Origin of the sequence: Oceanobacillus sp. FSL K6-0251 (assembly GCF_038004725.1) — a bacterium.
In the GTDB taxonomy this organism is placed as follows: Bacteria; Bacillota; Bacilli; order Bacillales; family Amphibacillaceae; genus Oceanobacillus; species Oceanobacillus oncorhynchi.
In genome coordinates, this window is sequence record NZ_JBBORS010000001.1 from 2,914,190 (window position 1) to 2,932,404 (window position 18,215).

At 39.6% G+C, this 18,215-nt stretch carries 18 protein-coding genes; 2 read left to right on the forward strand and 16 right to left on the reverse strand.

All coding sequences use genetic code 11. The features are described 5' to 3' along the window. Window positions 1–131: 131 nt before the first annotated feature. The 8 genes from dnaK to gpr all read right to left on the reverse strand — a co-directional run bounded on the left by dnaK (window position 132) and on the right by gpr (window position 10,009). Entirely contained in the window at window positions 132–1,973 is a 1,842-nt protein-coding gene (gene dnaK / locus MKY45_RS14625; RefSeq protein WP_212929081.1) for a molecular chaperone DnaK, read from the reverse strand. A 42-nt stretch (window positions 1,974–2,015) separates the two neighbouring features. Beyond that, window positions 2,016–2,576 (reverse strand): nucleotide exchange factor GrpE, encoded by a 561-nt coding sequence (grpE, locus tag MKY45_RS14630; protein WP_042534850.1) that lies wholly within the window; start codon window positions 2,574–2,576, stop codon window positions 2,016–2,018. Window positions 2,577–2,659: 83 nt separating this feature from the next. Further along, window positions 2,660–3,691 carry a heat-inducible transcriptional repressor HrcA gene (gene hrcA, locus MKY45_RS14635; protein ID WP_341173055.1) on the reverse strand — a complete coding sequence of 344 codons (1,032 nt, stop codon included), beginning with the start codon at window positions 3,689–3,691 and terminating at the stop codon, window positions 2,660–2,662. 76 nt (window positions 3,692–3,767) lie between these two features. Beyond that, window positions 3,768–4,949 (reverse strand): radical SAM family heme chaperone HemW, encoded by a 1,182-nt coding sequence (gene hemW, locus MKY45_RS14640; protein WP_042534853.1) that lies wholly within the window; start codon window positions 4,947–4,949, stop codon window positions 3,768–3,770. Window positions 4,950–5,331: 382 nt separating this feature from the next. Continuing rightward, window positions 5,332–7,140 (reverse strand): translation elongation factor 4, encoded by a 1,809-nt coding sequence (gene lepA / locus MKY45_RS14645; RefSeq protein ID WP_042534854.1) that lies wholly within the window; start codon window positions 7,138–7,140, stop codon window positions 5,332–5,334. A 124-nt stretch (window positions 7,141–7,264) separates the two neighbouring features. Further along, the gene (locus MKY45_RS14650) at window positions 7,265–7,570 is read right to left on the reverse strand and encodes a hypothetical protein (RefSeq protein WP_042534855.1); all 306 of its coding nucleotides are present in this window, start codon (window positions 7,568–7,570) and stop codon (window positions 7,265–7,267) included. Between the two features lie 33 nt (window positions 7,571–7,603). After that, window positions 7,604–8,788 carry a stage II sporulation protein P gene (locus MKY45_RS14655; protein ID WP_193064679.1) on the reverse strand — a complete coding sequence of 395 codons (1,185 nt, stop codon included), beginning with the start codon at window positions 8,786–8,788 and terminating at the stop codon, window positions 7,604–7,606. 123 nt (window positions 8,789–8,911) lie between these two features. Then, a complete protein-coding gene (gene gpr, locus MKY45_RS14660) occupies window positions 8,912–10,009 on the reverse strand; it encodes a GPR endopeptidase (protein WP_341173056.1) in 1,098 nt (365 codons plus the stop codon). A gap of 349 nt (window positions 10,010–10,358) precedes the next feature. Between gpr and rpsT the strand changes: the two genes are divergently transcribed. Further along, window positions 10,359–10,619 carry a 30S ribosomal protein S20 gene (gene rpsT / locus MKY45_RS14665; protein ID WP_042534858.1) on the forward strand — a complete coding sequence of 87 codons (261 nt, stop codon included), beginning with the start codon at window positions 10,359–10,361 and terminating at the stop codon, window positions 10,617–10,619. A gap of 76 nt (window positions 10,620–10,695) precedes the next feature. Here the strand turns inward: rpsT and holA are convergent, their stop codons facing one another. Beyond that, window positions 10,696–11,700 carry a DNA polymerase III subunit delta gene (holA, locus tag MKY45_RS14670; RefSeq protein ID WP_256704826.1) on the reverse strand — a complete coding sequence of 335 codons (1,005 nt, stop codon included), beginning with the start codon at window positions 11,698–11,700 and terminating at the stop codon, window positions 10,696–10,698. Window positions 11,701–12,069: 369 nt separating this feature from the next. Between holA and MKY45_RS14675 the strand changes: the two genes are divergently transcribed. Then, window positions 12,070–12,204, forward strand: coding sequence for a YqzM family protein (locus tag MKY45_RS14675; protein WP_040980284.1), 135 nt, complete (start codon window positions 12,070–12,072; stop codon window positions 12,202–12,204). Window positions 12,205–12,287: 83 nt separating this feature from the next. Here MKY45_RS14675 and MKY45_RS14680 read toward each other — a convergent pair whose 3' ends face one another. From MKY45_RS14680 to MKY45_RS14710, 7 genes are all read right to left on the reverse strand, one after another. After that, on the reverse strand, window positions 12,288–14,570 hold the full coding sequence (locus tag MKY45_RS14680; protein ID WP_341173057.1) for a DNA internalization-related competence protein ComEC/Rec2: 2,283 nt from the start codon (window positions 14,568–14,570) through the stop codon (window positions 12,288–12,290). Beyond that, window positions 14,567–15,145 (reverse strand): ComE operon protein 2, encoded by a 579-nt coding sequence (locus tag MKY45_RS14685; protein ID WP_042534861.1) that lies wholly within the window; start codon window positions 15,143–15,145, stop codon window positions 14,567–14,569. Before MKY45_RS14685 ends, MKY45_RS14680 begins: the two co-directional genes overlap by 4 nt. Window positions 15,146–15,170: 25 nt before the next feature. Further along, on the reverse strand, window positions 15,171–15,779 hold the full coding sequence (locus MKY45_RS14690) for a helix-hairpin-helix domain-containing protein (RefSeq protein WP_042534862.1): 609 nt from the start codon (window positions 15,777–15,779) through the stop codon (window positions 15,171–15,173). 109 nt (window positions 15,780–15,888) lie between these two features. Continuing rightward, window positions 15,889–16,632 (reverse strand): class I SAM-dependent DNA methyltransferase, encoded by a 744-nt coding sequence (locus MKY45_RS14695; RefSeq protein WP_341173058.1) that lies wholly within the window; start codon window positions 16,630–16,632, stop codon window positions 15,889–15,891. 5 nt (window positions 16,633–16,637) lie between these two features. Then, entirely contained in the window at window positions 16,638–16,994 is a 357-nt protein-coding gene (gene rsfS / locus MKY45_RS14700) for a ribosome silencing factor (protein ID WP_042534866.1), read from the reverse strand. Then, a complete protein-coding gene (gene yqeK / locus MKY45_RS14705; protein WP_193064674.1) occupies window positions 16,991–17,572 on the reverse strand; it encodes a bis(5'-nucleosyl)-tetraphosphatase (symmetrical) YqeK in 582 nt (193 codons plus the stop codon). Before yqeK ends, rsfS begins: the two co-directional genes overlap by 4 nt. Beyond that, window positions 17,559–18,128 carry a nicotinate-nucleotide adenylyltransferase gene (locus MKY45_RS14710; protein WP_341173059.1) on the reverse strand — a complete coding sequence of 190 codons (570 nt, stop codon included), beginning with the start codon at window positions 18,126–18,128 and terminating at the stop codon, window positions 17,559–17,561. Before MKY45_RS14710 ends, yqeK begins: the two co-directional genes overlap by 14 nt. Between the last annotated feature and the right edge of the window lie 87 nt (window positions 18,129–18,215).

Below are 18,215 nucleotides of genomic sequence, written 5' to 3' on the forward strand. Positions count from 1 at the left end.
TTTGTCTATGGCAACAATGAATATCAGCTTCAAACTAATTTACCTGTAAGCACTATCTTGCTTCTATCCTGTCTGTAAAAAAGCCAAAGCCAAGAGAATCCTGACTTTGACTTTTATTCAGCAGTTATTCATTATTTATTTTCTTTATCGTCATCATCGACTTCTGTATAATCTGCATCAACAACATCGTCACCTTGCTGACCTTCTGCATTTTCTGCTCCTTGTGCTTCTTGAGCTTCTTGTTGTACCTGCTCATAAAGCTTAGCAGAAAGCTGCTGTACTTTTTCTTCCAAAGCTTCTTTTTTCGCTTTAATTTGTTCTTGGTCATTAGACTCTAAAGCTTCTTTCAATTCATCTCTTGCAGCTTCTGCCTGTTGTTTATCTTCATCAGAAACCTTATCGCCTAAATCTTTTAATGTTTTATCTGTTGTGAATACAAGCTGATCTGCCTGGTTGCGAAGCTCTACTTCTTCACGGCGTGCTTTATCCGCATCCGCGTTTTCTTCTGCTTCTTTGACCATGCGATCTACTTCATCATCAGATAAACCGGAAGAAGACTTGATCGTAATTGATTGTTCTTTATTTGTACCTAAATCTTTCGCTCTAACATTAACAATACCATTCGCATCAATATCAAAGGATACTTCGATTTGAGGCATTCCGCGCGGTGCAGGCGGGATATCTGTTAATTGGAAACGGCCAAGCGTTTTGTTATCTGCCGCCATTTCACGCTCACCTTGAAGTACATGGATATCTACTGCAGTTTGGTTATCTGCTGCTGTAGAGAATGTTTGAGATGCACTTGTCGGAATAGTTGTATTACGTTCAATCAGTTTTGTAAACACAGCGCCCATTGTTTCAATACCTAAAGAAAGTGGTGTTACGTCAAGTAATAATACGTCTTTCACGTCTCCTTGAAGGACACCGCCTTGGATTGCTGCACCAAGTGCTACAACTTCATCCGGGTTTACGCCTTTAGAAGGATCTTGACCTAATTCTTTCTTGATTGCTTCCTGTACAGCTGGAATACGTGTAGAACCGCCGACTAAGATAACTTTATGAATATCCTTGTTCGACAAGCCTGCATCAGAAAGCGCACGGCGAGTCGGTTTCATTGTACGTTCTACTAAATCAGATGATAACTCATCGAATTTCGCACGTGATAATGTCATTTCTAAGTGTAATGGACCAGCTTCACCTGCTGTAATAAATGGCAGAGAAATTTGTGTCTGTGCAACACCAGATAAATCCTTCTTCGCTTTCTCTGCAGCATCTTTCAAGCGCTGTACAGCCATTTTATCTTTAGAAAGATCAATGCCATTTTCTTTTCTGAATTCTTCTACCATATGCTTGATAATGACTTCATCAAAGTCATCTCCGCCAAGACGATTGTCTCCGGCTGTTGCAACAACTTCGAATGTGCCATCGCCAATGTCAAGGATAGATACATCAAAGGTACCGCCGCCAAGGTCATATACAAGAATCGTTTGATCTTGATCATCTTTATCAATACCATAGGCAAGCGCTGCAGCTGTTGGTTCGTTGATAATACGTTCTACTTCAAGACCAGCAATTTTACCAGCATCTTTTGTTGCTTGACGTTCTGCGTCATTAAAGTAAGCAGGAACCGTAATTACTGCTTTATCTACACTTTCGCCAATATAATCTTCTGCATAGGATTTAATATGCTGCAGAATAATCGCTGAAATTTCTTGCGGTGTATAGTCTTTATCGCCAATCGTTACTTTATAGTCAGTACCGATATGACGTTTGATAGATTGAACTGTATCCGGGTTGGTAATTGCTTGACGTTTTGCAACCTCCCCAACTTGTCTTTCTCCATTTTTAAAGGATACAACAGATGGTGTTGTACGGTTTCCTTCCGGGTTAGGGATAACGACTGCTTCGCCACCCTCCATCACTGATACGCATGAGTTTGTTGTTCCTAAGTCGATTCCGATAATTTTACTCATTCTTTATTTCCTCCTTCAATACTTCTGCGACACTTTTTTTAATTATTTATTTACTTTTACCATTGCAGGGCGGATAACCCGATCTTTTAAGAGATAGCCTTTTTGCAGCTCTTCCACTACTTTATTTGCTTCTACAGAATCATCTTCAATCTGCATTACTGCATGATGCACATTCGGGTCAAAGTCAGCACCTTCTGTTTCAATAACTGAAACACCCTGTGACGTAAATACATCCTTTAATTGACGATACACCATATCAATTCCTTCCAGGATGCTCTTATTTTCTTCAGATACTTCTACTTGCAGCGCGCGTTCGAAATTATCCATCACAGGAAGCAATTCCTGAACCATATCCTGTGCTTTGTATTTACGATCTGCTTCGCGCTCTTTTAATGTACGTCGTTTATAATTATCAAACTCTGCCTGCAAACGAAGCATGCGGCCTTCCAGTTCTTCTTTTTCATTTTTCAGTGCTTCTATTTGAGCTTCTGACGCATCATTTTCTTCTGCAGTTTCTGCATCTGTACCTGCTTCTTCAGCTGTCTCTTCTACAATTTCCTGTTCTTCTTGCATTGCTTCTTCTTTTTTTTCATTCTCTGACATCTACTCAGGCACCTCTTTTCTAATTTCCAATTAAAAACTATACCATAGAAGATATAGTTAGAAAACTAAAATCCTTGTTTTCCTTATGATTTATCACTATACCATTTCCCCATTGCACCAGTCATTTCCTTTGAAATGCTTTCCATTAAGGATAATACTTTTTTATATTCCATTCTCGTAGGACCAAGCAGTGCAATGGTACCCATCTGGCCGCCGCCAATGTGATAAGAAGCAGTAATTAAACTCAAGTCTTTAATCTCTTCCACTTCATTTTCATGGCCAATAGAAACTTTAATACCTTGATTGGAGTTTTTCAAGAGATTTACAATTTCATCCTCACGCTCCATCAGGGAGTAAAACGAACGAATTCGATCCACATCATTAAATTCCGGCTGCATTAAAATATTGGCTTTCCCGCCAAAATAAAGCTTAACTGCCTGCTCTTGCGTGAAGAGCGTGCGAATCCAATTGATAGAAGAATCAACTCCATTCATATATTTCATCATCAAGGAAGCTACTTCATTTTGAATCACCTCGGGAATTCGATAAAGCGGAACGCCCTGAAGACGGTCATTTAAAATATTGACGAGCTTTTCGATATCAGATGATGAAACTCCTTTTGGCAATGTAAAGGAACGGTGCTCTACATGCCCTGTGTTTGTTACCAAAATCGCTACTGCTGATTGATCGGATAGTGCTAATACCTGAATCTGCTTTACGGTTGCTTCAAACATTTCCGGTCCAAGAATGATAGACGTATAATTGGTCAGTTTAGAAAGGGCTTCTGCTGCCGTCTGCACAATCTGTTCAAACTCATATATCCCGTTATTTGTTAATCTTTCAATGATACCCAGTCCATGCTGATGGATTTCAGGACCAATTAAATGATCAACATAATAACGATATCCTTTTTCTGAAGGCACGCGTCCAGAAGATGTATGCGTCTTTTCTAAAAACCCCGATTCTTCTAAATCCGCCATCTCGTTTCGAATGGTTGCGGCACTGTACGGCAGGGTATCTTTTTTAGATAATGCCCTGGAGCCGACCGGTTTAGCAGATTCTATAAAATCATCAATAATCACCTGCAATATCATAAGTTGCCTATCTGTTAACATGATGATCACCTCTGTTAGCACTCTCATCTTTTGAGTGCTAAATCTATAATAAAATTATCAAATTCAATTTCTTTTGTCAAACCGTTTGGCTTTTTACTTCCTTTATTTTTTGTTCAAAGTTCTCCAATAATAAAAATTGCTGAAAAACCCTGTCCCCGAGAAGCATTCCTCTATTTGTCAATACATAGCTTCCATCATGGTAAGTTACTAATTTATCGTTTGTTAACTGAAGTAACTCTTCCTGATATAATTTATCCAGCGATAGTCCATATCTTTCCCTGAATGCTTCTGTATTAATCCCTTCTGCTTTTCGGAGCTGCAGAAATAATTCTTCTTCAATCTGATCCTGCAGGGTTATTTCCTCAAAATGTTCGACTGCTGATCCGCTGCGGCTAATTTCCTTCATATAAGTCCCCAGCGGTTTATAATTTGCCGTCCGCTTTCCCGGTAAATAACCATGAGCCCCTGCTCCGAAACCAAAATAATAATCATTATTCCAATAGGTTAAATTATGCTTACTCTCAAACCCCGGCTTGGCAAAATTACTTATTTCATATTGATAGACGCCCTGCTTTTTCATATTTTCCTGAAGCAGCTGATACATTTCTACTTCATCATCCTCTGGAGGCTGGTGCAGGGCTCCTTTTCTCCGTTTATGATAAAACACGGTCTTCGGTTCAATTTGCAGCGCATAGGTTGAATAATGCGGCAGACCGAATTGCAGTGCTTCCTTTAAAGTTTTTTCAAAGTGGGCAACGGTTTGATCCGGGAGAGCATAAATTAAATCCAGGCTAATATTAGAGAAATTTGACTGTGTAAGAATATCAACTGTTGTATAAACATCCTTCACTCGATGCATGCGCCCGATTTTTTCAAGCATCTCATCATCCATTACCTGAACTCCAAAAGAAATTCGATTTACACCATAACCGTGAAGTAATTTTGCTTTATCCGTATCAATATCCCCCGGATTGATTTCGATTGTAAATTCTTCGCAGGAGGAGAGGTCAAACTTTTCATTTAAAAACTGAAAAAGCTTCTGCAATTGCTCCATCGACAAAGCAGTTGGTGTTCCTCCGCCCATATAAATCGTCCGAAAGACATTTTTCCTTCCTGGGATAGCTGTGTCTATTTCTTTTATTAAAGCATCTATAAAGGCATCTGCCTTCGTCTCCATGTAAAAGTATTTTACAAAATTACAGTAATGGCAGATCTGCTTGCAAAAAGGAATATGAATATATACTGACTGAACTTGCATCGATTGAACTTCCTTCCTTTGTTAAAAAAACAGATAAGATAACTCTTTCTTGTTTTCCTCTTCAGAAACACCAGTTGTTATTTCTGAAGTTATTTTATAATACTTTATGTCCTCTCGCAATGTAAACGAAAAATCGGCCTGTGACCTCCTAATTCAAAGGCAAGAACATCGCTTAGTCATTAAAACACGATATTCTTGCCAATCAGCAAGTCTTCTTTAAAGGAGATGAGCTCGGATCGGGGCCCATGGAAAGCGTAGTATTTTTCCGCAGCGGCTATTTACAGCTATTTTTATAAGCATTCTTATTCTTTAAAAAATCCCGCAACCGGCAGAAAACACGGTAACGGGATTAATTAATAGCGACAATAGATTATTTCAGCAGTTAATCCTCATCCATCTTCAGGACTGCCATAAACGCTTCCTGAGGAACTTCTACAGAACCTACCATCTTCATACGCTTTTTACCTTCTTTTTGCTTTTCAAGAAGCTTTCTTTTTCGGGAAATATCTCCGCCGTAAAGCTTTGCTGTTACATCCTTACGTACCGCTTTGATATTAGAACGGGCTACAATTTTGTTACCGATTGCTGCTTGAATCGGCACTTCAAATTGCTGTCTTGGAATTAGTGTCTTCAGCTTTTCAACAATCTGCTTTCCGCGTTCATACGCAAAGTCACGGTGGACAACAAGCGATAACGCATCAATTGAATCGCCATTAAGCAATATATCCATTTTCACAAGGCGGGAAGGCTGGTAGCCGATCAGCTCATAATCAAATGAAGCATATCCCTTTGTCTGTGATTTTAACTGGTCAAAGAAGTCATATACAATCTCCGAAAGCGGAATATGATAGACTACATTTACACGAATATCATCTAAATATTGCATATCTACAAAATTCCCGCGTTTCTTTTGGGCAATTTCCATCACTGCTCCGACGTAATCGTTCGGAACCATAATTGTAGCTTCTACGTATGGCTCACGTACTTCCTCAATTACTTGTGGATCTGGCATTTCAGAAGGGTTATCAACCGAAAATACATCACCATTCGTCAGCTCAACTTCAAAAATAACACTTGGAGCAGTCGTAATTAAACTGATACCAAATTCTCTTTCAATACGCTCTTGGACAATTTCCATGTGGAGCAGTCCCAGGAATCCGCAGCGGTAGCCGAAACCAAGCGCCTGGGAAGTCTCTGCTTCGTATTGCAGGGAAGAATCATTCAGTTCTAAACGTTCTAACGCTTCTCTTAAATCATTGTAATCATTAGAATCTACCGGATATAGTCCGCAGAATACCATTGGATTCAGACGGCGGTAACCAGGCAGCGCTGTATCCGCTGGTCGATCAGCCAACGTAATCGTATCTCCGACCCTTGAATCACCGACATTTTTAATCGATGCAGTTAAATAACCAACATCCCCGACCGTCAACTCTTTTTTGGCAAGCTGCTTCGGTGTAAATACCCCGACTTCATTCACTTCAAATTCTTTTCCGGTAGCCATCATCTTAATTTTGTCTCCGACTTTCACAGAGCCTTCCTTCACACAAACATAAGCGATAACCCCGCGGTAAGTATCATAAAGCGAGTCAAAGATTAACGCTTTTAACGGGTCCTCAGCCTCTCCAGGGGGCTCTGGAACAACCTCTGCTATACGCTCCAGAATTTCCTCAATCCCTATATTTGCTTTGGCAGAAGCTAGAATTGCTTCATCGCCGTCGATCCCTAACACATCTTCCAGCTCTTTTTTCACTTTTTCCGTATCAGCACTCGGCAAATCAATTTTATTAATTACCGGAATGATTTCTAAATCATTTTCCATCGCTAAATAAACGTTTGCCAAGGTCTGCGCTTCAATCCCCTGTGCTGCGTCTACGACAAGAATCGCTCCTTCACAGGCTGCCAAGCTTCTGGATACCTCATAAGTAAAATCAACATGGCCTGGCGTATCGATTAAATGAAAAATAAATTCTTCGCCAGCCTGGTTTGTATATTTTAATTGTACTGCATTCAGTTTAATGGTTATTCCGCGTTCACGCTCTAAATCCATTCCGTCCAGCAGCTGGTCTTTCATTTCACGTTTTGTCACGGTTTCTGTATTTTCAAGAATACGATCAGCTAATGTAGACTTCCCATGATCGATATGGGCAATAATCGAAAAGTTTCTGACCTTTCTTTTTTTATTCGTCATTTCACGCACACTCCTAAGTTTTTCCTGTAGCCCCTATTTTTCTTCCCATAACAAAAGGCGTCAATTACTAGCATTGATTATAGCAATTGACGCCTTGAGATTCAATGATTAACTTAGGTGTTGATTAAAAAAACAACTCTCCTATTCCATACATGATGGATACAATTACTTCAAATAATTGTTTGACGATGCCTCCCATAGTAGCTGCTGTACGGTTGGTCAACGAATAATTTCCACCTTCAAGTACATCTGTTTCTGCAACAATAATCTCTTCCTGTTCCTCTCTATCTTGCGCTTCATCCTCTATTACTTCAACTGCAGGAGTGTCGGAGGATACCGTTTGTTCAGCCGGCTCATTCTTCTGCATTCCAAATACGAGTCCGCTCAGAAAAAAGATGACGAGCAATAATAATATAATAATATTTCGCATCAAATCGCTCCTTACATAAGAATATTCACATACTTATTCATCAGACTGAACGGCTTCGGCATCCCAATAATAGTCGCTGAATACTTCCGCTAAGGCATCAGCAGAACGATACAGCTCATCCATCGTGTTATCTACACCGCCAAATTCAATCAACAATGCATTTTCTGCCATATCCTGATTGTAAACGCCATTCCCGCTTGATCCGTCCTTTTGGAACACTCCCCGGCTTAAACCCGGATATTCTTCTTCCATCAATCCATGCAGCTCTGTTGCTACTTTCAGATTCCTTTCATAATCCGGATGCCCGGTGCCGATAACAAATAAAATCTTTGCATAATCTTCGCCTTCAATCGTTTGTGTCGTCTTGTCTCTGCGAAGGGCGTCTCTATGAAGGTCAAACATGTATTGAATCTCCTGATTGCCGGCCACTGCTTCCGCAACAATATCCCGAGAGACTTCGTAGGATTGATGATATCCCATGCCTCTTTCATTCAGGAGCTCCCCGAAATCTGTATTATCTACTTGTGTGCCAATTCCTTTCCTTTTAAGACCTTCTGCTAAACGATCACTGACATTTGTGATATTAATCTCCCCATGCATGGCGCTATTGGGGTCTGTTTCATCTGGCAAATGCGGTAAAAACGACTCTCTGTTGTGGGTATTATAAATAAACACAACATCTCTGTCTCCAGTTGTTTGCTCGCTTTCCGTTTCCTCTGTTTCTTCCTCCGTTTCTTCTGCATCTCCTGTCTCCTCCTCATCTTCACCTGTCAGCACCGCTTCCCTTTCCCTTAATACTTCCTCTAAAGGCGGATTGGACTCAATCGGAAAATGAGTAAAATCATTTTCACTTGCCATTAATAATTGATTGTCAAATATCGAAAAACCTGGAATTTCATTACCAAAAAAGCTCCTGGGATCTGTTGGTTTCACATTAGACGTAAGCTCAAGAAACACACCAGATAATTGAGGTATTTCTGCTTCCCCTTCCGGAAAACTCTGCTTATAAGCACGATTTTCCATTGTAATCAAATGATAAAAAATCGCACTGTCCATTTCCTTCGTCCAATTCGATAACGTATCTGATGAAAATCGATAGGCAGGCTGGACTGCCGTTAATATACTTATTAAAAGAAATATACTGACAAAAAATATGATATAAAGCCCGCTTCGTCGAGAAAAGGTTTGTACCATTTTGCTCCAGTTATTTTTTTTCATAAAAATACACGATGCCACCTTTCTCTAATAACTCTATAGTCCAACCTATGAGTAAACTAGAGAAAGTAGAACCGTGTAAAAAGAAAAAATAGACTTGATAGAGGATGTTAAAGCTTCATACGGCTACCTGGAATAGCTTGAAAAATTATCAATCGTTACTGTCTCATGTAATGCAGCGTTCAGCCCATTTGCTATCACTTCAGCCATATCAATCATAAAGCCGTCTACCTCTTTAGGCGTAACCATTAAATTATGACCAATCGGCGTTAATACTTCCATTATCAGCTGTCTTTTTTCTTCTTCCGACAGGCCGCCAACAATGCCGAACAGCTTTTCCCGCTGTGCTCTATCAGGCAAGTCCTCATCTGTTAACTGCTTCGAGCCGAAATTCATACCAGCAGGAGTTAAGGATTTAGATGGATCATCTCTTTCATTCCATTCTCTACCGAAGTGTTTCAATAAGTAATCAATGGTATCGCTTGTAATAGTAACTGCATCCACCACCGTTGGCACGCCAATAGCAATCACAGGTATACCGAGTGTCTGACGGCTTATTTCTTTTCGTTTATTGCCAACCCCTGAACCTGGATGTATACCTGTATCCGATAATTGAATGGTTTCATTCACTCTGCTGATAGATCTCGATGCTAGCGCGTCAATGGCAATAACGAAATCAGGCTGGTATTTTTCGATAATCCCAAAAATCACATCGCTGGTTTCTATACCTGTCACTCCCATCACACCCGGTGTAATCGCAGCTACTTCGCTATATCCTTCTGCCACAGATTCCGGCTGAAGACGAAATAAATGACTGGTTACCAGCACTTTCTCTACCGTCATCGGACCCAAAGCATCCGGTGTTACATTCCAATTACCTAACCCCACAATCAGACAAGAGGCCTGATCAGGCAAGTCTTGCTTTCTCATTAATTCCTCCAGCTCTTTTGCTAAAATCTTCGCTGCTTGATGCTGTTTCTCTGTATCTTGCTTTTTGACACCGTCAGTATGAATGGTGACATAGTTCCCCGGCTTCTTCCCAATTTGTTCAGCGCCTGCCTCATCAATCGTCACATAGGAAATATTTATATCCTTTATCGTGCTTTCTTTAAATGTGACACCCGCAACTTCCTTCTGTTTATTGTCTTGCTTTTCCGTATACATATCCTTTGCTTCTACAGCTAAGTCTGTTCTTACTTGAAAATGATCCTCTCTATTTTTCATTACACCGCACCCCTTTGTTCAATATGCTTTATTCTGATAAAATAAAATTCCATTATCTAAAAATAAAGCTTTCCTTCTACACTTTATTTTTAGATGGAAATTTCACCGGATAAACTCCTGTTTTCAAACATTCTTAGCATGCACGCCTGGAATAAATTCATACCAATTTATTGATTAAGCAACAATTCTATTGAAAAGATTAGGTAGCTTTGGTAAAATACTCTTGTCGTACTGTGAATATAGACAATTGATGAAAGCATACAAAAGGGCATGTTCAGAAGCAATTCAGCTTGAACAACCTCTAAAACATGTTTTTTAAAATCGTATACTTTTTAGGAGGTGAATAAACATGGCAAATATTAAATCTGCAATCAAACGTGTAGAAGTTAACCAAAAGAAACGCGCTAATAACGTTTCCCAGCTTTCTGCAATGCGTACGGAGATTAAACGTGTAGAAAAATTTGTAGAAGCAAACGATGTGGAAAATGCAAAAGCAGCATTCCAATCTGCGAACAAGCAAATTGATAAAGCGGCTCAAAAAGGAATTATCCACAAAAACGCTGCTAGCCGTCAAAAATCTCGTTTAGCAAAAAAAGTTAACGCATCATAATAAATAAAAGGTGAAGTAAGTACGGACAATTGCCGTAAATACTTCACCTTTTATTATGTTTTTGAAACGCAGCTCACTATACTAAATCCATCAACAGTAATTCAAATGCCAGCCCTTTTTCCATCAGTCCCTGCTTCATTTTGGCATCCGTTTCTGCAAGCTGGCAAAGGATGTAAGACAGACGCTCTTCGGGCAGTTTAGCTTCTCTGGCCATTGCTACTTTAATAACATATGGATGTGCGCCAATATGCTTCTGAATTTGAAATTGAGAATACCCCTTCTTTTTCAGCTGCTTCACTCTTAAAATCATACGAAATTGGTAAGCAAGCAGTCCAATCATCGCAATTGGATCCTCGTTCATTTTCTCTAAATCCTGATAAATTTGAATTGCTTCCTGAATACTTCCTTTCATAACTGCATCGACAAGTGCGATAGACGTAGTGGTCGGGGTATGTGACACTAACTGCTGTGCAATATCTTTTGTAACAACCCCATTTTCTCCAACATAAAGAGCCAGCTTTTCCATCTCGCTTTGCAGGAGCTGGATATTATTAGAGACCTCTGCTTCCAATATTTCCATCGCCTCTTGTTCAATTTCTATCTCATATGACTTCATCAGACTTTGAATCCAATTTCTTGCATCTTTTTCTTTTACTTGTTGACAATCCACGGGGGACGCCAGTTTCTTTAATTGTTTTGTTACTTTTTTACGCTCATCTAATTTTTCATAAGGCGCTATAACCAATAACACCGAATACTCAGGCGGATTTTGCAGATACTCCTGTAAATACGTTAAATCATGTTCAAACGGTGTTTTATCGGGTTTTGTTTTCACAAAAGAAGCATTGGCGGCAAATATTAATTTGCGTTCACCGAAAAATGGAAATGTTTCTGCATCTGCTAATACTTCCTGTATGGAGGTTTCTTCTAAATCATAAAGGGATAAATTAGTCTTATCTCCGTCTAAAACTGTTTTTACTAACCGGTCTTTTAATTGTTCCAGAAAAAAGGATTCTGTTCCAAAAGCAAAGTAAACCGGATGAATCTGATTAGTTTTTATTTTTTTTAGTTGGTCCATCATGCATATTACGCTTCCCATCTAGACATTATTTCGATACTGAGCATGTGAATGTTCCATGCATAAACTCGTCTCTTTTTATCCTATAAGGAAGCAGACATAAACGCAACAAAAAAATAAAGGAAGAACCGCAAGACTTTTGCATCCTTCCTTTATGAAGCATCTATATTAAACGCCTTAAAATAAGCTCTAGAAACAAATTTTAAGAACGATATTTGCTTATATATAATTTGCGCTTCTGTGCAAAAACTATAGATGTCAACTGTTGCTAAAATTGGCTGTTACCATATAGAAGAAGGAATCATGTAAAGAATGTAGATTTTTTTATGTGGATGATTTATACTATAATAGTGAGCAGAGGAGGGGTATATCTTGAACGAATTCGAAAAAGATCCGCAGTACAAAGGCAGCGATGTTGTAGACTCCATTAAAGGATTTACCTTTTCATTTCTCTTTTTCTTTATCATTTTTGCGGTGGGCGTTACCATCAGCGTAATTGGTCAATAATAAAAGAGATAGAGGGTCAAAAAGAAGGGATGCTATCTCTTCTTTTTTTGTTGTCCGGTAAGGTTTATTCTTTTATTTTTATTTTATGGTAAAAAGGTTGAAAAGGTTCCTCCTTCCGCCGTGTAATAAAATTGAATCGCCCCATCCTCATCCGTGCGGTACGCTTGAATTCCATTATTTTCTAATATGTCCAATACTTCTTCATTTGGATGATTATAACGGTTATTTCTCCCGGCTGAAATTAAAGCGAAACGCGGCTGAACCGCTTCTATAAATGCTTCTCCTGTAGATGTTTTACTGCCATGGTGTGCCACCTTTAAAATATCGATTTGCAGTGCAGGATAATCATGTATTATTTTTTCTTCAATCTTCTTGCTGATGTCTCCAGTAAACAGCCATTTCAAGCCAAAATTTGTATATAGAACAATCGAATTGTTATTTGAATTTCCCGTATCTATATCCGGCGCCAATACCTGAAAGGAAATAGCATCATGAAAGTTCAGTACATCCCCTGATCCAATCTGCGTTATATTTAATGATGGCTGAATTGCTTGGAACTCTTCTAATAGCACTGGATCAAAATAGGCGCTTACCATTAATTCCTTTACGCTTACCTCTTCTAAAATAAAACGGACACTCCCAAAGTGATCGACATCGTCATGTGTAACAATAATCGCATCCAGTTCTTTAATCCCCCGCTGATGAAAATAAGCACGAATAATATTTTTATACACTCCTCTGGTCGGTTCCATATCTTCAAAATGAAAAGCAGAGCCAGCATCGATCATAACAACTGCTTCTCTTCTTGCTGCTTCCACTAAAATAGCATCCCCCTGCCCCATATCAAACATGGTCACAATACCTTCCTCCTGAAAATACGGCTTGGCTGCCGTCATTAAAACTGGAAGGATTAAAAGAACCCCTGCAATCCAAGCTGCTTTTTCCTGTCTTCGCTCTAAAAACTTCATAAACAAGAAAAAACAAGCAAAATAAAACATGACGCTGAAGATGGATAACTGATCTAGATACATAGACGGAACGAATGTATTATCGACCCATTCAATAGCTCCCAGAACCCTTTCATGAATAAATGTAAAAGGCTTATCCAATATGACGAGCATACTATCTGGTAAAAAATGAACAACTGCAAAAACGTACATAAGCGGGATGACGAAGAAGGTAAAATAAGGAATAACTGTCAGATTCATCAGAATAGACAACGGATGAAAGATATTGAAATAATAAATCTGGAGCGGAAGAATTGCCATTTGAGCAATAAAACTCACTTGAAAGATCTTCCAAACAGGTGATTTTGACTTGCTGATCCATTCCTGAGACAGAAGTATGGAAAAGGTTACTGCGAAGGAAAACTGAAATCCGATATGGTAAATGATATAAGGATCCCAAAGAATAAACACCATAAAGATAATACACAGCAAATCGGAATACGGCAGTTTCCATCGAAACTTTTGAAATAGAAGGAGTCCAATCATCATTGAAGCAGCACGGAGAACAGGGGGATTCGCTCCAGCCAATATGGCGTAAAGCGGAAGAAACAGGATTAAAAACAGCTGTGTTTTCTCTTTCGTCAGCAGGTTTCCTTTCACTAAAATCAAATATAAAATAGCAATGACCAAGGTGACATGGGTGCCTGAGATAGCAATAATATGCGAGAGACCAAACCGCTGAAATAACTCTGTAACAGGCTCTCCCATTGCTGAGGTGTCTCCAAAAACGATAGCATTAATCCACGGGGCAGTATAATCACTCCAAGTACCCTCCATTTCATTCAGCAGCTCTGTCCTCACCTTATAAAGTAATGGAAGGATGCCTTTTTCAGCGGCACAGTTAATTTGATTAAAATCCTCTAAAACAGCCTGATGGGTAATTTGTTTTTGCAGTAAAAATTGACGGAAATCAAATTGTGCGGGATTTGTACTGGAAGGGGGAATTTCAACTGTTTGCTGAATGGTGCAGGTGGAGCCGTGAAATAAAGCATGCTCAAGAGGAATTTCACGAAAATCTTCATCCTTTTCAGGAAAATACGTAACTAAAAGTTTAGAGGAGTTTTGTAGAGGTTGGAGGGTGAATTGAATTTGTTTGGAGCTAAGCTTTACTTCTCCTTCGATTTTCCCGGTAATTTCTGCATCTATCGAGCTTTCTTCATAGACGGTCTGGGGAATAATAGATAGAAAGGTGATAAAGCTGAACACTGTAACCAGCCAAACGGTGACATTCATTTTTTTCAGAAGCTTGAGCCAAATGAGCCAGAGTATAAAAAGAAGGAGCAGCCATTTCATATCCAATAAATGATATAAAATGGCTGACACGGCGGCAATTGCAGGAAAATGCCAATATCCCCTCACTGCTTTCTCTCTTCATTAAAAAACAGCCGCTCTGCATCGGCTTTTATTGTCTCTGTTTCATCCGGCGTCAAATTGGATGCATCCAATTTTTCCATCAGCGCATGTATAAAAGCAGTCTTTTCTTCAAACTTTGTATCCACTACAGCATCAACCAACGGTACTTTTTGTGTCTGCACGCCAGCCTCTTCAAATAACTGGACTGCATAAGGGTGATTCTTGTAATCTTCTGCATAAAATAAATTTTTAATACCGCTTTGAATCAGCTGTTTTGTGCATTGCAGACAGGGAAAATGGGTAACATATACATCAGCGCCGTCTGTCGGCACTCCGAATTTCGCACATTGCAGCAGTGCGTTTGCTTCCGCGTGAACCGTCCGTACACAATGTCCATCAATGACGTAGCAGCCCTCATCGATACAATGTACATCCCCAGAAACGCTTCCATTATAACCTCCGGCAATAATACGTTTATCCCGGACAATCGTAGCGCCTACCATTAAGCGGGTACACGTACTTCTTAAAGCTAGTAGATGACTCTGCGCCATAAAATATTGATCCCAAGCAATTCTCTCCATGATGATCCCCTCTTTCCCTTATTTTCTACGGCACTTGGATATGCTCGATCAGCGTCTCCAGTGTTTTTTCTCCAATACCAGAAATCTCTAATAAATCCTCTGGTGTTTGAAACAATCCATGATTATCACGATGGGCAATAATCGCTTCCGCTTTAGCAGGTCCGATACCAGGAAGCTGGGTCAGCTCCTCACTGGAAGCCGTATTTATTTTTATCTTATTGTTATTTGTCTGCTCCCCCGCAGGAGCATTCACTGCAGGTTCTTCTTGGCCGACAGCAGGTATCAAGACAACCATCTCATCCTGAACAACCTGTGCTAAATTCACTTGTAGAATATCTGCATTTTCGGTAAACCCGTCAGCTCGGTCAATAATATCCCTGATCCGGTCACCTTGTTCCATTTCATATACTCCCGGCTGCATCACTTCTCCTTTTACATCGACCACTGCTGTTCGTGCTTGTTGTTCTGCCGGAGTTTCCTCAGTAAGCGGGGCTTCTGTTGGTTCTTCCAAATCTGAAGATATTAATGAGGCGGATAACGGGCTGGACGGTTCTTCTTTGCTGATAAATATAAAAAAAATAATAACAGCAGCAATCACAATAAAAATATAACTATTTTTCTTTAACCAATACAAAAGGTATTACCTCCTTCTTTGTCAAAATAGTACCCTCTTACTTAGTATTTCGACAAAGAAAGATAATCTCCTTTTCCTCAGAAAATAGATTAAAATACACTTTTGCAGCTTATTTTTCAGCCAAAAAGAAAATCCTTTCTGATTGTTCATCCCAATTATCTGCTTCTAATGAAAAATCAGCATAGATATGGATTTTCTTAAAACCGATATTTTTTAAAATATTTTTATATACTTCTATCGGAAATGTCCGTTGATGATGTTCTTCTTGAAAACGAATAAAGCGGTCTTCTTCTTGATGGAAAAAGGTAACATGGTGGTACATTTCTCCTTTTTCCTCTCCCGGGATACACTCCCAGATATAAGCCGCCTCCTCCATTACATCGGAAAATGTCTGGCCGATATAGATATCCTCTACAGTGTGCATGGAATGGACATCAAAGAAAAATATCCCGTCTGGTTCTAACAACTGATAAACATTCTTAAAAGCTTGCTCTACAGCTTGAAGGTCTGTTACATAATTTATTACATCACAGCAGCTGATTGCCATGTCATAACGCTGCTCCACACCATCCAGCTTTGTCATATCTGCTTCTAACCAGCTGATACCATCTGCAGGTTCTAGATCCTTTTGCGCTTCATGCAGCATGTCCCCGGACTGGTCTACCCCCGTCATTGTATATCCTCCGGCAGCTAATTTCCGGGTAATGACTCCGGTACCACAGCCTAAATCAATAATTGACTGCACTGGTCTTTCTGTCTGAGCTATCATTTGCTGAATCATAACCACCCAATCATCATATGGGACATTATCCATCAGCCGATTATAGACCGCAGCCATTTTTCGATACACCATTTTCCTTACCCTTCCTGCGTAATATTCAGCGCAATACGGTCCGCATCGCCCCATAATTTTTCTAAATTATAATAATATCTTTCATCCTTATGGAAAACATGACAAACGATATCACCGACATCAACAAGAACCCATCGCGCTTCTTCAAAGCCTTCCATTCTTTTAATGTCTTTTCCATTTTCTTCTGCAGTTTCTTTGATTGCCCGGGCAATTGCTTGTACCTGCCGTTCATTGCTTCCGTGGCAAATCACGAAATAATCAGCGACTAAAGATACTTCGTTCATATCTAAGGCAACAATATTTTCTGCTCTTTTATCATCGCAGGCTTCTGCAACTACTTGTATTAATTCTTTATTATTCATTTTTTTATTCCTCCAAAAATGTGTTGATTTAAGTCGTTATAAGCATGAAAGCTGTCAGGATATACAGTGTTGTCCCTTTCCATCAAGAAACGAACCGTATTCTTTGCTGCCTGGTAACATGCTTTTGTTAAATCTGTCTTAGCTGTCTCTCTCACTTCCTCTACCCCGGGGAAATTTCTGAACGGCTCAATATAGTCAGCGATAAAGATAATTTTATCCAGCTTTGTCATATCCGCTCTTCCCGTTGTATGGAAGTAAATAGCATCTTTTATCTCTTGATCCGTAATCGCATAATTTTCTTCTATCCGGACCGATGCAACTGGTCCATGCCATAATTCATGATGAAATGAAAGAAGCAAATCCGGAAGTTCGCTGCTCGTTTTAATGGTTTGCTTCATTTCCTCTAAGGAATCACATTTACAGTAATCATGAAATAAGGCAGCGATAGTAGCATTTTCTACGGATTCATGAAAGTTTACAGCAAGCTCTGCTGCTGTATCAGTTACTCTCAACGTATGCTCATATCTTCCTTTCGTCAGTCTTTCCTTCAAATCTGCCTTCAGGTTATCTATATTCATAAATCTGATTCTCCTTAATATAATTCATCACACCATCAGGAAGCAAATAACGAACTCTCTCCCCTTTTTCTAATCGATTTCTGATAAAGGTAGAGGAAATATCCAAAGGATGTATCTCCAAGCGTTCCACAGGATAAGGCGTATCTAATGTATATCCCGGTCTCGATACACCTATAAAACGAACCATATGAACTAGTTCCTCTACCCGATTCCATTTTGGCAGATAGTCTACCATATCCCCGCCGATAATAAAGCTGAAATCAGCCTTAGGAAAGTCCGCCGTCAGTTCCTTTATCGTGTCATAAGTGTATGATTTCCCTTCTCTTTCAAGCTCTAGCGCGTTTACTTGAAAATAAGGATTATCCTTGATTGCCAAATGAAGCATCCGCAAGCGATGGGATGCATCCAAAACGACGGTATCTTTATGAGGTGGTGTCCGCGTCGGAATGAACCATATCTCATCCAATTGCTTTCGGATTCTTACTTCTTCAGCAATCCATAAATGTCCTATATGCGGCGGATTAAATGTTCCGCCTAAAATTCCAATCTTTTTCAAAGACTCACCTTCTGAAATTATTAATATGCTTTCAAACATGAAGCGTCATTTGGATTACTCGTCCCATTATGACCGCTGGCGGTTTTA